Annotated in this window: 10 protein-coding genes; 4 read left to right on the forward strand and 6 right to left on the reverse strand. The window is 39.0% G+C overall.

The features are described 5' to 3' along the window. The first annotated feature begins 240 nt into the window (after positions 1–240). Together EQG49_RS07055 and EQG49_RS07060 are read left to right on the forward strand one after the other, a co-directional pair. Positions 241–1,956, forward strand: coding sequence for a DHA2 family efflux MFS transporter permease subunit (locus EQG49_RS07055; RefSeq protein WP_133363311.1), 1,716 nt, complete (start codon positions 241–243; stop codon positions 1,954–1,956). Between the two features lie 45 nt (positions 1,957–2,001). After that, positions 2,002–2,508, forward strand: a complete 507-nt coding sequence (locus EQG49_RS07060) for a PadR family transcriptional regulator (RefSeq protein WP_133363312.1) — start codon at positions 2,002–2,004, stop codon at positions 2,506–2,508. Positions 2,509–2,672: 164 nt separating this feature from the next. Here EQG49_RS07060 and EQG49_RS07065 read toward each other — a convergent pair whose 3' ends face one another. Together EQG49_RS07065 and EQG49_RS07070 are read right to left on the reverse strand one after the other, a co-directional pair. Next, positions 2,673–3,728 (reverse strand): DUF6933 domain-containing protein, encoded by a 1,056-nt coding sequence (locus EQG49_RS07065; RefSeq protein ID WP_133363313.1) that lies wholly within the window; start codon positions 3,726–3,728, stop codon positions 2,673–2,675. Positions 3,729–3,818: 90 nt separating this feature from the next. Then, positions 3,819–5,531: an ABC transporter substrate-binding protein gene (locus EQG49_RS07070; protein WP_133363314.1), complete on the reverse strand. Its 1,713-nt coding sequence runs from the start codon at positions 5,529–5,531 to the stop codon at positions 3,819–3,821. Positions 5,532–5,731: 200 nt separating this feature from the next. Here EQG49_RS07070 and EQG49_RS07075 point away from each other — a divergent pair, with 200 nt between their 5' ends. Further along, the gene (locus tag EQG49_RS07075) at positions 5,732–6,466 is read left to right on the forward strand and encodes a methyltransferase (RefSeq protein WP_133363315.1); all 735 of its coding nucleotides are present in this window, start codon (positions 5,732–5,734) and stop codon (positions 6,464–6,466) included. Positions 6,467–6,797: 331 nt separating this feature from the next. Here the strand turns inward: EQG49_RS07075 and EQG49_RS07080 are convergent, their stop codons facing one another. The 4 genes from EQG49_RS07080 to EQG49_RS07090 all read right to left on the reverse strand — a co-directional run bounded on the left by EQG49_RS07080 (position 6,798) and on the right by EQG49_RS07090 (position 12,315). Further along, the gene (locus EQG49_RS07080) at positions 6,798–7,970 is read right to left on the reverse strand and encodes a helix-turn-helix transcriptional regulator (RefSeq protein ID WP_133363316.1); all 1,173 of its coding nucleotides are present in this window, start codon (positions 7,968–7,970) and stop codon (positions 6,798–6,800) included. A gap of 831 nt (positions 7,971–8,801) precedes the next feature. After that, positions 8,802–9,710 (reverse strand): GIY-YIG nuclease family protein, encoded by a 909-nt coding sequence (locus EQG49_RS07085; RefSeq protein ID WP_133363317.1) that lies wholly within the window; start codon positions 9,708–9,710, stop codon positions 8,802–8,804. 18 nt (positions 9,711–9,728) lie between these two features. Beyond that, a complete protein-coding gene (locus EQG49_RS13705) occupies positions 9,729–9,899 on the reverse strand; it encodes a hypothetical protein (protein ID WP_165964819.1) in 171 nt (56 codons plus the stop codon). A gap of 310 nt (positions 9,900–10,209) precedes the next feature. Further along, on the reverse strand, positions 10,210–12,315 hold the full coding sequence (locus EQG49_RS07090; protein WP_133363318.1) for an MMPL family transporter: 2,106 nt from the start codon (positions 12,313–12,315) through the stop codon (positions 10,210–10,212). Between the two features lie 116 nt (positions 12,316–12,431). Between EQG49_RS07090 and EQG49_RS07095 the strand changes: the two genes are divergently transcribed. Further along, positions 12,432–12,941, forward strand: a complete 510-nt coding sequence (locus EQG49_RS07095) for a TetR/AcrR family transcriptional regulator (RefSeq protein ID WP_133363319.1) — start codon at positions 12,432–12,434, stop codon at positions 12,939–12,941. Positions 12,942–13,166: the final 225 nt, after the last annotated feature.

A 13,166-nucleotide genomic window follows, 5' to 3' on the forward strand; every position in this document is an offset into this window, starting at 1 on the left:
AATCCGTGTATCACCTGGTACTTCTACGTTTTAAGCTTGGTTAAATAAAGAAATATATAAATATTAAAATATAAAAAAGCCATAATTTTTGGGCGCCTGAAAAAGCCTGATTGGTCGCCTCAACGAACAATCATAGTTTTATATTCACATTATTAATATCTTTTTGTTGACATTCATATTAACATTGTTTATATTAACTTCAACACATATAAACATTATGAATATAAATTGGAGAAAACCATGAATTTGAAAACTCGTGTTTCGATCGTGGCATTAGCATTGGGAACCTTCCTAGTAATGCTTGATACCACAATTATGAACATTGCTCTACCTGCCATTAAGGCTGGCTTACACGTTTCTTTGCCTGATTTATCGTGGGCATTGAACATTTATACAATTACCTTTGCCGTCTTGATGATTCCGCTCGGACGACTAGCGGATATTTCCGGTCGCAACAAACTTTATCTTTTAGGTTTAATCCTATTTGGCACCGGCTCACTCGCCAGTGGGTTAGCCCTGAATGTACCAATTTTAATTGCTGCCCGTGGATTACAAGCAATTGGTGGTGCGATTGTCTTTCCGGCATCAATGACGATTGCCTTAGGTTTAGTTGACATGCAATCACGCAGCAAAATCTTGCTGTCACTTGGTATCACTCAAGGTTTAGCCGCAGCCCTCGGGCCTACAATAGGTGGGATTATTACCACCTATCTTTCATGGCGGTGGGTATTCTTCGTCAATGTCCCAATTGTCTTGGCGTCAGTCATCCTAATTGCCATTAACCTCCCCTTGAAAAACGAAAGCCACGTTAACGGCAAAATTGACTGGCTCGGTTCCCTCTTTTTAATGATTACGCTTTTCAGTTTGACGCTTGGTTTAATCCAGGGAAATGATTGGGGTTGGAGCTCAGTTCGCATCATTGCATTGTTTGTCACTACTGTCATTGCCCTGCTTACCTTTATTATTTATGAGCGCCACGCCGCTTCACCAATGATTAACTTTGAACTATTTAAAAATCGGAACTTCAATGGTGCCGCGCTGACCATGACCTTGGTACAATTATTTTTAGTCGCTGTTATGGTATTATTGCCAACATATTTAACCAGCGTACAAGGTACAACTGAGTTCAAAGCCGCTTTACTAATAACGCCCGTTTCGCTACTCATCTTCATCATGGCACCGCTTAGCGCATTATTGATGGAAAAAATCGGTGTGCGGGTGCTCTTCTTAATTGGTTTTATTAGTTTGGCAGTCGGTTATTTCTTGCTCTGGCACTTAGATGTGACAAATGGATACACCCAATTAATTATTGCTGATGTTGTTATTGGCTTTGGGTATGGTGCCATTGCTGGTCCAATTACCGTGATTGCTGCATCGGATTTCACTGGCGAACTTTTGACGGCATCTCAAAGCGTTATTGGGGTTCTCCGCCAAATTGGTTCCGTTTTGGCAGTCGCCATTTTTGTCTCAACCTTGACGACCAATTTAACTCACGAAACGACCAAATCAGAACATTACGCTGACACGCAAATCAGTAAGTTGGCTATCCCAACTGCTGCGAAAACGACGATGACAAAGGCCGTTCACCAACAACTTGCAGCTGGTAAAGCCAATTCGAATAACAAGCCAGCAATTTCCAAAAAAGATGAAGCACAACTCGTTGCAACGAACTATCAACAAGTCCTGAAGCAACAACATTTACCAGCAAATGCCCCAATTACGGTTACGGCAGCCATTCACGCCCAAGTTACCAAACAAGTGCACGCAACCGTCACCAAAATTAATCTTGCCGTCGCTCACACAGCTACCAGCATTGGTAACCACGCTAAAAACAACGCGCAAACCGCCTTCTTGAGTTTGTACGGCATGGCACTACCCGTAGTTATTGCTTCAATCTTAGCCACCTTCATTTTCAAAGGAAAAAAGCGCAACGATAAAGTGAGCACGCTTGCGTAAATCTATGTATAATGTGAATATGAAGAATTCAAATGAGGTGGCAAAATGAAAGGTAATGATATTGTTTTAGGAATTATTAAGGAACGGCCGCGAACTGGTTACGAAATTATGGAACAATTCAAAACCGTATTTTCGATGTTTTTTGACGGATCATACGGCACTGTTTATCCAACATTAAAGCGCCTTGAAGGCTTGGGCTACATTGAAAAAGAAACCATTGCCCAATCTGGTAAACCCGATAAAAACGTCTTCCACATTACTACAGACGGTGAAGCTGCTTTTCAAACTTACCTTGTCTCAGCAATGACCCCAGATACTTTGAAATCAGATTTCATGACGCGCTTGTATTTTGGCGAATACTACGATGAAGCGGTTGTAATTAAACAAATTACCGAGCAAATCAGCAATTTGCATTCATACCTCGACAACATGGATGATGTTTTTTCGACCTGGAGCTACCAAATGTCTGAATCCCAAGTCCTGGCATACAATATCGGTCGCAAACAAAAAGAACTCGAAATCAAGTTACTTGAAGAATATCTAAACAAATAAAACCATTGGCAGTGGGACAAAGGGCTATCTGTAGCCTTTTGCCGCACGTTAACAAGCCGGATTTCTCCCTTACTAAGATAAGGAGAAATCCGGCTTGTTTTGTGGGCTGGACAATTTATGTCCCAGCACCAATATTTTTTTACTATGAGTGCCTGTATTAATTATCACCAAAAATCCGTCATATTATCGATGACTTGCATATGTTCAACGCCTAATTCAACACCATTACTGATCATTTCCTTGCCGTCTTCAACATCGCTCTTGGAAATTTCACCAGCCATTTCCATAAATTTCAAAAACTTTTTCATCGATGTGCCAGCACTTTTGACTTCCGCTGGACCATACGCAATCTTACGAGGATACCAATCCATCAAAAATTCCATAACATCATCAGCTACTTTTAACGGCGTTTTAATTGTGTAGTAAAGTGAAAATTCATCAACATACAACAACACATTATCCGCATGTTTATTGACTACCTTCTTACTAAGTCCCTCTGATTCAGTTAAGTAGCGTTTAAATTCAGCCAACAAGATTTTGTTATTGGCCTTTACTTCGTCTGCGACCTTTTCATACCGCATCTCATAATCTTCGAGCAACGACTGATCATCTTCATATTTATCCCACTGATGGTAGTCACGCCAAGTTTTATTCAACTTATACGCATTTTTCTCAAGTTCCGTAGTATCTGGCACCACGATTTTAAGTTCCGCTTTAAAGGCTTCTTTAACCGCTTCTTTCGCATAAATATAATTTTTTTGCTTATACGGAATCTGCATCAAGCGGTCCATCAGGTTCACTTGCAGCAGTTCTTGTGGATTAATTAACCACCCTTCTTCTGAAATCAAAATCATATTAGTAATAATGCCTGTTACTTGCCGATTAAAACCCGCATTAACTTCCAGCCCACCCGCAACGGCAAAATATTTTTTAATATCAGTATCACTAATACCCGCAATTTTGAATGCGCGCTTAATACCTTCTTCAATGTAGGTTACTAAATTACCTTTATTATTAGCATTGATATCATATAAAACAACGGTCGCATACGTTGCATCATTCACTAAAATTAAAACCTTCTTACGGTTCACATTGTAATAGTTTGCATGCCATGAAAAGAAAGGATTGGCGGTCGCAACTACTTTCGCTTCGTTGCCATCTTCCACTTTAACTAATTTATTGAAAATTGGTAATGCCTTCTTAGTTGGATTAATAATCATAACTTCACCCTTCGCTGAACTACACGCACTTTCTAAAAACTCTTTGTAGATAATTTTACTTTATATTTTTGAAGAAACTAATAAATTTTTTTATTTTTCACGAATTAATTCTTCTATTGGAACTTGCCACGCATTTTTGTAATCGTAAATCTTGGCCACGTTCGCCAGCATTGGATGTACAAATGCTTCAACGGTAGCGTGGATCGTATAGATAAGATAATAGTTGGTAATCAACCAGTTATCAATCTCTAAATATACGTCACGACGTTCCATTTGCGTGGGCAAACTCTTATATTCCACTAGCATCTTTTCCAGTACTTTTTTCTGTTCGCTGACCAACATTCTTTGAACTAACAATGAGGGATTTTCCACGAATTCTAAATATGCCAATGCATCATCATTCACCGGTATATCCGCTAACATCACTAAGTCCGCATTCTTTTCCAAATAGTCGGTATAATACTCGCTTTCAAATGAATAATAAATCAAATTGATATTAATCCCAATACTTTTCGCTGCTTTTTTAATTGCATCCCCAAAAGTGACCGCGTCAATAAAAAGAGCCAATACAGCTACTGTTAGCGATTCTCCCGCATAATTAGACCGCTTAAGCGCTTCCTTTGCCCGTTCAACAGACTTCATTGCAACCACTGAGTCTTCCGCAAAGTAGTGGCTTGCTGGTCGTCCATGTAATCCATTCAATTTTGTGGCGTCAATCAGTTCATATAATGCTTCGCGCACATGGATATCTTGAATAATCGTGTTACGATGCATATTCGCAATTATAAATTCAGCCCCCTTATTTTCCTTGATAATTGTTTGGTATTCCACGTCACTAAAGTCATTTGGATTGTATATTTTATCCGCAATCTTCGGCAGATCAGCAACGTGATACTCGACGACATCGACCAAGGCACGAAAGCCAAAATAGTTTTCATTTGCGACCATTGAAAATACTTTGGGGGTATTACTTTTAAGCATAAATGGGCCAGTACCAACCCAGTGCCCTGGGTCAAAGGGAATATCATAATCAACGATAGTATATTTCTCATCTACCAAGAATCGCGCGAACAGATACTCACTTTGGCTGAAGGTAAAGCGTATTGTGTAGTCGTCAACAACTTCAATATGTTGAAGATTTTCTAGTTGCCAAAATGATGAACCATACTCGTGTATCACACGTTGCATGGTCAATTCAACGTCATGTGCGGTGAATTGCTTGTCATTATGAAATTTGACACCCTTTCGCAAATAGAACGTCCAAGTAGTCGCATCAGAATTACTCTGCCAGTGGTGTGCGAGATTCCCGACTAATTCGCCATCTTCAAGATTAACTAGTGTATCACCTATTTGCTTAACCAACATTGCCTCACGATAAATCGAAACGCTTAACGGATCAAGGCTAGTTACCGGCCGGCTTGAGATTTGGCGTAGAATTTGCGTAGTACCACTAGCAGGTTGAAACCCGAAATTTTCTTCGAACGCTTTATGAAAAGGATATAGCCAACTGGTAGGTAGATCCAATTGCATGATGAATAATAGGGCTCCGCTATCCTGTAATTGCAGTGCCCGCTGAATTGTCACTGTGACTTCATCTTGAAAATTACGTGTGAAATCAATCACTGACAGGTGCCCACGGCCACGCCCGGGGTGGTAACTTAGTAATTTCTGTTCCTGTAATTTCGCCAAGCGTCGGCGCGCTTGCTTGCCTGAGATAAACCAGATTGCCTCCAAGTCCGAAGTTTTGAATTTAATCTGCTGACCAGGTAATGCAGCGCGTAATTCAAAGTATGCTTTATTCATCCTATCTTCTCCATTTTAAAGTGGCCATCATTAGCCTATCTTGTCCGTTTTTATGTAAGTGTCCCTGTTTTATTATCATAACAGATAGTAAATAGCTAAAGGTTATAATTACACATCACTTGGAAGCTTGATGATAATCGCGACAACTGCATTTACCATCATACAAACATTGCATCTAGTTAAAAAATAGGAGAACCCGCATGAATATAAAAGGCTATTACGATAACGTCACTACTTATCCGTGGGGTAAAATTTTCTATGATATCCTATGGCAAGAACTTGAACACTTTTCGTTAACTGATAAGCATATCCTTGATTTTGGAAGCGGCTTTGGTAAAACAAGTAATCACTATGCTGAACATAATGATGTTGTGGCATATGAGCCGAATACAGATGAATTAGCTATGCGCTTTTCCGATAATGAATACACTCAGCTGTCTGGTAACTTGAATGCTTTTCAAAATTCCTTAAGTAGACTATATGCTTCGTTTGATATGATTTTCATCCATAATGTGCTTGAGTATGCGGACAATCGCGAAGCAATAATTACGTCATTAAGTAAATATCAAGGCTCCGGTGGCTTGGTTTCAGTCGTGAAGCACAACCAGGCTGGCCGAGTAATGGCAATGGCAGTCTTACAAGATGATCCAGCACAAGCACTTTCAGAGTTGAATGGCGGCATTGGCTCATCAGTAAATCATGGAGACATTCATACTTATGAAAACGAAGAACTAATTGCTTGGATGACCACAGCGGGTTACGAGCTTGTCAACATTACTGCTATTCGTAATTTTTATGCGCTTTCGCAAAATAGTGCACGAAAATATGACACTGACTGGTATGACAATATGATGCAGCTCGAACTCGCCGTGTCGCACCGGGAAGAGTACATTAAAATGGCTTTTTTCAATCACTTGATTTTTCGTAAATTGTAGCTACAAGATTTTAACAGAGTATCCAACGCGGGCACTCTGTTTTCATGTATATAACCATTAACACAAAATGACCGGCTTACACGATTAACAGTGAGTCGGCCAAAATTTGAAATTATCTCAAACAAATTTGAACTTTTTGTTATTCGACTTTTCCAATTGCGTGCAATAAATATCCATATACATGAAAAAACGACAATTGACTAAGCAATCGTCGTTCAAATACTCAAAATTTTAATTTTTCCAAATAACTGATTTAATACTCGCCCTCGAATGAATATTAAATAAAATTCGTAAAGGCTATTTAGCACCACCATTTGAAAAACGTCTGACATTAAATTACTACAGCAATATCATAGTCAGTAACTTCGGCCCAATATACTTTCATTAGCCGTTCAGCTTCGGTCAATTTTTTGATGATTTCGCGATCGTGTAATTGATTAATTTTTATAAATTCAGTCATATCACTTAAACTATTGCCGTTCAAAAGAATTAAGCTAGCTTGATTTGCGATCAATAATTCAATTTGTTTTTGAATAAAGTTACGCCTTTTTTCAAGATATTCTAAATCTTTGACCATTTCGACATCCGCTTCATTCAGTTTTTGGCTAAACTTCATGATGTTTTGATTTGCTTCAGTCAATCGCTTTTTCATTTCAGTGATGACTTGCTCTTGTCGTGCCACCAATTCCGTACTTTGTTGATAGAAAAATTGATGATATGTGTGTTGCAATACATATGGTTCCAAATCATCGAATACATTAGTTGCGATTGCTAAATTATATTCCTGTTGAATCTGATCAATTAAGTCTTTCACAATTTCATCTCGATACGCTGTAATGGTACATCTTTCCTTACTTTGTTCTCGTTCGAGTCTATCCAGATATTTTCTAACAGCTTCAATTTTTTGACTCGCATTACCACCAAAATTATTTAAACCGACATAATCAAAATTACCATTCTTAGTTGAAGCTAAATATAACCCTTTATTTTCCCATTGTAATGGATAAAGTGTGTATTCAACATCATATATGTTATATAAAATATCCATAAATGAATCCCGCAAATTTTTTTCTTGCTTAGTTAGAACCCCATACAACGAGAAACTAATTTCTCTATTGAACTTGATACGCCATTCATTAAATGCCGTAAGTTCTTGATGCAGCAATTCATCTTTTTTGGGACTGCGTGACTTGTCGACAGTTAAGTAAATTATCGCAATGTTATCAAAAAAGTGAGCGATATTTTCAAAAATATTTTCGCCTTTATATTTCCACTTTTCGGTGCTGATTTCCACGCTATCATTATCTGATTTGTTGAGCAATAATTCGTCGAGTGATGTTCCAAACAATCCAGCTAAGCGAATGGCACTTTCCAGATCGGGTATCGTTTTACCCGTTTCCCAATTTGAAACAGTTTTACTACTAACCAATACTTTTCCAGCTAACTGGTCTTGCGTTAACTTCAACTTTTGACGTTTTATTTTAACTATCTCATTGAATTTCATTTGATGTGCCTACTTCCGTTACTATGTAATATCGTTACTACGCTAAGTGTATTACGTTATCACCAATCCGTCGATAGAAAGACATTGCTAGTTATTTTTGGTCAAAAAAGCAGCTAAAATCGGCTAAATTTTTTCTAACGTGGAATTTGGATACGTGTCTCAGATTGATTCCCACTACGAGGCTGGAACCAGTCTGGACACCGTGATGGAAGACAAGCATTTGAAGCCACAGTGCGGTCTTCAAATGTTTGCGAAGCTTGGTTCGCTAACGCGGCAACCATCTTCACAAATCCATAATCAGTAACGAAACCCGTTACTGATTATGCCATCACGGTGCGAGCTAAAGTCCAGCCTGGTTCCAGCCTCTTCGTTAGTTTGCGTAGATATTCTGACTAGTAATATGCCGTAATCCTTGTCGCTGCAAGTTTAGCGGTAATCAATAGTTCAACGCTTATCTAGCGGAGTGACTGAAAATCACATTGTGGCCGCCAGGCTTTACACCGAAATGGGACGAACTTGACACCATGTGTCAGGTTTGTCGCTGAGGGTAGATGAGCAGTCTTTTGGCTTTAGCCATTAGACTGCCAGCTATCCCGAATTGCCCAAGACCGCCCTTTGGCTTGGGCATGTGCTTCCATTTCGGTGCACAATGTGATTTTCAGGCACGCAGTGGCATCATACATCTCATCACATTTTATAAATTCCACGTCAGACGGAATAGAGCCCTAAAATCAGATTACCGACCATTCTAGCTGCTTATCTTATCGTATGAACTTCCATATCACAAGTAACTACGCTTAATTTCCAACTTGCGTTTCACGTGAAACAATATTAATTGGCGTTATATCCATGTGCTCGGGTATCTAATACATTCTTCCAATGACTTTCTCGTTCAAGGGCATCGCGGTGCCCAATTTCAGTTTTTGGAAAAATTTCAATAAGACTGTATCGAAAATTTTCTCGAATATATGGAAGCCCATCTTCAGCCACAATTTTTTGAAGCTCTTTGTTGGGATACTTACCATTTTCGTCCAATTCATTTTTATCGTAACCAGCTGTCAGATAAGTGTCCCAGCGTCCATACACTCCCTCATCACCAGTCGCCGATCCTACATATAATGTGCCGGTCTTAGTATCAGTTATCACATAGACTCCGTAAACCGCGGACAAAGCTAATTTCCACTCGTTACTTGAAATGACATTTTTCAATTCATTGTACTTCAAGGTAATTTGATTGTAGCCAGGGAACTTTTTCTGACTTTCTTTGTAAGAATAATCAAGGATTGTATCAACAATCACATTTTTCGCCTTCTCATCCTTATAAATCCAGTTTCGCGTCTTGGGTTTGTTTACAATCAATCGATTAAACAACCCTTTAACTTCTTGTACTGGTTTATTATCCGTTGACCAAGTGACATCAGGACAATCTTGGTCGGAAATATTGTGCCCTTCTTCTACAAAAACCTGCATTGCATCAACAAAAAGCCATTTGTCTTGGTCAATTTGAATAAAATGTAAAACAATATCATTTACTTGTTGTCGTCGTTTCCCTTTTTCACTATATGTTGAATTCATCCAGTCATTCAACAAGGGATTATCACTTAGATACATATCCTTAAAACTGAGTTCTGTGTTGTTATACTCAAAATCAGTGTTGAAGCGCGCTAATACTCGCTTAGTCCCATACTTTTTCTTCAATTCATCGATATGCAAAATCGTGTCTAATGTTAATTCTTCCATGACTATTTTCTTTCTGTATTAGTATGCCGATACCACATTCGCAGAACCAAAATAACTTTGATTCGTCAAAAATGTGGTTGCTTCGAATTCACTGTTAAACTTCAAAGCATTAAATTTATCAAAAGTTAAATCTGGGGTACCAAAACTTACACCAGTCACATATTGTCCATTAATTTCAATTACATACATTTTATTCACCATTCCTTTTTATTATTGCAACGTCGTCTGCTTCTACTATTTATTTTGGCGCTTCATCGTTATATTTTTTCTTGCTTCGTTTTACCATTCGTTAGTCCTACATTGCGAAGTGATTTTTATCACCAATCCTTTGAGATAACTATTATTATCTCAAACAAATTTGACTTTTTTATATCCCGTGTAATTTATATCAACATATTTTATGCTAGACCCCGGAGTTCACTTCAGGTCACGCACATAAAAAAAGAAACTTTCTACTAGCAAGAAAGTTTCTTAATAAGAGTATTCGATTAGTACTTTATTATTTTTGCTTGAACCCATTATATGCGCTTCGTCCTGGTAGCCACCAATTTAATCGACCAAACAACTTAATCATCGCCGGTACCAGACTTAAACGGACAATAAATGCATCAAACAAGACACCAAATGCCAAGACTAATCCGATTGATTTTATCGTTGGATCGGCCGTGAATACAAAGCTCCCAAAGACAGCAACCATGATCAACGCTGCCGTAATAATTACCGGACCACTTTCCTTGACCCCAACTTGAACTGCTTTGACATTATCACCAGTTAATAAGTATTCTTCACGAATCCGATCAACCATGAAGACTTCATAATCCATCGCAAGACCAAAGAGGACCCCAATTGCAATCACGGGCAAAAATGCGAGTAGTGGTGCAGTCCGACCGATACCAAAGATATTTTTCAAAAAACCGTCTTGCATAACTAAAGTTGTGAAACCAAACGTTGCCAATAGTGATAAGCCAAAGCCAACCATAGCGACAAATGGAATCAAAACTGATTGAAAAACAATCAACAGCAAGATAAATGCCAAGACAATCACAATGAGCGCAAAAATAGGAATTGCCTTGTTCAACTTATTCACAATATCAATATTCACCACATTGGTACCAGTCAACGATAACCGTAGACCAGTCTCATCTTTGAGCGTTGTGCCATAGTCACGCAACCGATGCACTAATTGACTCGTTTTGTCTGAAGTTGGTCCCGTCGTTGGAATAATCATTAACAGCGCGTATTTACCATTGGGACTCAGCTGAGCCGGTGTCGCCATTGCAACTCCCTTAGTCTGATTTAAATCACTAGTAATCTTTTGTAAATCAGTTGGCTGCATATCCTTCGTTGTTTTAACGACCCCAATAATTTGGGCATTGATTCCGGCGCCAAACTTATCGGTCATAATGTCATATGCTTTACGCTCAGTCATATTAGCTGGCTTCGCCGCATCACTTGGCATGCCTAAGCGCATATGTGTTGCTGGCACTGCTAAGCCACCTAAGATTAGAATACCAGCAATCGCGACAACTGCTGGCCATTTCACGATTACATTAGCAATCCGACTCTGCTTAACTACTTTATGCGATTGACGTTTAGGTGCTACTTGCTGATGGAACAGCGAAATCATCGCTGGTAACAAGGTCAACGCTGAAAGAATGGCAAATAACACGCTAATCGCCGAGGCTAAGCCCATCTGTGTCAAAAAATCGATGCCAACAAAACTCAAACCAGCCACCGCAATCATCACTGTGACGCCAGCAAAGAGCACTGATGATCCCGCATAACCAACCGCATTACCGATTGCCTCGACGTAATTATCCATATGCTGCTTCTCGACACGATAACGATTAATAATGAACAACGCATAATCAATCCCAACTGCCAAGCCAATCATAATAGCTAAGGTTGACGCAACTTTAGCCACATCAAAAACATTAGTCCCGAGTGAAACAATCAGCAAACCCGCGCCAAGTCCAATAATTGCATTTAGAATTGGTAGCCAAGCCGCGGTAATTGCTCGGAACAATATCAACATCAGAACAAACGCAATCCCCATGCCAATTATTTCAGAAGTTCCTTCCGCCATTGGTTTAGATACTTGGACATTACCGGAAAATTCAACTTCAACTTTGGCAAATTTCAAATTATGCTTAGCAATTTTTTCCAGCTTAGCAATTTGGTCATACGTATAATGCCGGGCCTGCTTGCTGAATGATACATCCAGATATGTCGTCGTTAAATCTTTACTAAACACTTTCGTTTGATAAGGATTGGAAACACCCTTAATTGATTTGTTCGCTGCTTGCAAATCAGTAACTGTCTTGGCCACCGTCGCTTGCATCTTCGGAGTCATCAAAGTTGTTTTATCATGAGCTTTGATGACAATTTTCAAACTACCATTACTGGTTTTTTGACCAAAATCTTTTTCCAACGGTTTTTGAATCTCCGTCGAAGGCAAACCTGAAATTTTTAATTCCGGATTAAAGTTCGATCCCACTTTGGCAAACCCTACGCCTAAGCCAAGCATCATCACTAACCAGATAATAATTACTGGCCATTTATGTTGGGCGACCCACGAACCCCATCGTTTCAATACTTTTTGCATTAATAGCACTCCTTTTCACATTTCGAATAGCTACTAATTTAATAATTTTCTGCCAAAATGTATACGTGCAAAAGTAAGACGGTGTATAGTTAACCTACACATGGAGGATATTGTCGATGAAAACAGACGATTTACGGGTCCGACGCACCGAAAAAACGCTCAAAGACAGCCTATTAAATTTATTACAAAGTAAATCACTCCGGCAAATTACAGTTAACGATATTGCCGATGCAGCAATGGTCCACCGGACCACTTTCTACGCCCACTACACTGATAAATATGCCCTATTGGAAAGTATTTTCGATAGTTACTTCCATAATTTTAACTTCACTGAATTTGAAGTTACACCATTCAAAGTCATCATTGCCGAAGCGATGCAGTCAATTTCCCACTTCGATGAAATCTACAATCACCGGCAAGATGATGAATTTCAAGCATTGCTCGTCCAATCATTTATCAAGCAGTACCGGCAAGCCTTTTCGGAAAATGACATTTTGCCCCTCGAAAAATGGTTTGTAATATCCAAACTTTTTGCCATTACCCAATGGAATAATCAACCTGGTATCCAACATGATTTACGTACTGATTACGCGCTTCTTGATAAGTTATATCAGCAATACAAGTGATGTATTCCACCATTTCTGATTTCTTGGCTGTTGTACGAGGTACATAAACAGATTCAGGGTTACAATCCAAAAGCACTGCGATATTAATGTCGGTATCAGTTGACATTAATATCACAGTGCCTAGTGCAAAATACTACTTACTAATACAAGTTCCTTACGTTCCCAACTTCGAGCTCGCCAAACTAATAAAAATTCGCTATACTGTTAGCACATAAGTATAGGGAG

The sequence above is a fragment of the Periweissella cryptocerci genome, assembly GCF_004358325.1.
In the GTDB taxonomy this organism is placed as follows: Bacteria; Bacillota; Bacilli; order Lactobacillales; family Lactobacillaceae; genus Periweissella; species Periweissella cryptocerci.

Excerpts from the sequence above, each read along its gene's own strand:
- EQG49_RS07055 (WP_133363311.1), top strand. The coding sequence starts at position 241 with ATGAATTTGAAAACTCGTGTTTCGATCGTGGCATTAGCATTGGGAACC.
- EQG49_RS07060 (WP_133363312.1), top strand. The coding sequence starts at position 2,002 with ATGAAAGGTAATGATATTGTTTTAGGAATTATTAAGGAACGGCCGCGA.
- EQG49_RS07065 (WP_133363313.1), bottom strand. The coding sequence starts at position 3,728 with ATGATTATTAATCCAACTAAGAAGGCATTACCAATTTTCAATAAATTA.
- EQG49_RS07070 (WP_133363314.1), bottom strand. The coding sequence starts at position 5,531 with ATGAATAAAGCATACTTTGAATTACGCGCTGCATTACCTGGTCAGCAG.
- EQG49_RS07075 (WP_133363315.1), top strand. The coding sequence starts at position 5,732 with ATGAATATAAAAGGCTATTACGATAACGTCACTACTTATCCGTGGGGT.
- EQG49_RS07080 (WP_133363316.1), bottom strand. The coding sequence starts at position 7,970 with ATGAAATTCAATGAGATAGTTAAAATAAAACGTCAAAAGTTGAAGTTA.
- EQG49_RS07085 (WP_133363317.1), bottom strand. The coding sequence starts at position 9,710 with ATGGAAGAATTAACATTAGACACGATTTTGCATATCGATGAATTGAAG.
- EQG49_RS13705 (WP_165964819.1), bottom strand. The coding sequence starts at position 9,899 with ATGTATGTAATTGAAATTAATGGACAATATGTGACTGGTGTAAGTTTT.
- EQG49_RS07090 (WP_133363318.1), bottom strand. The coding sequence starts at position 12,315 with ATGCAAAAAGTATTGAAACGATGGGGTTCGTGGGTCGCCCAACATAAA.
- EQG49_RS07095 (WP_133363319.1), top strand. The coding sequence starts at position 12,432 with ATGAAAACAGACGATTTACGGGTCCGACGCACCGAAAAAACGCTCAAA.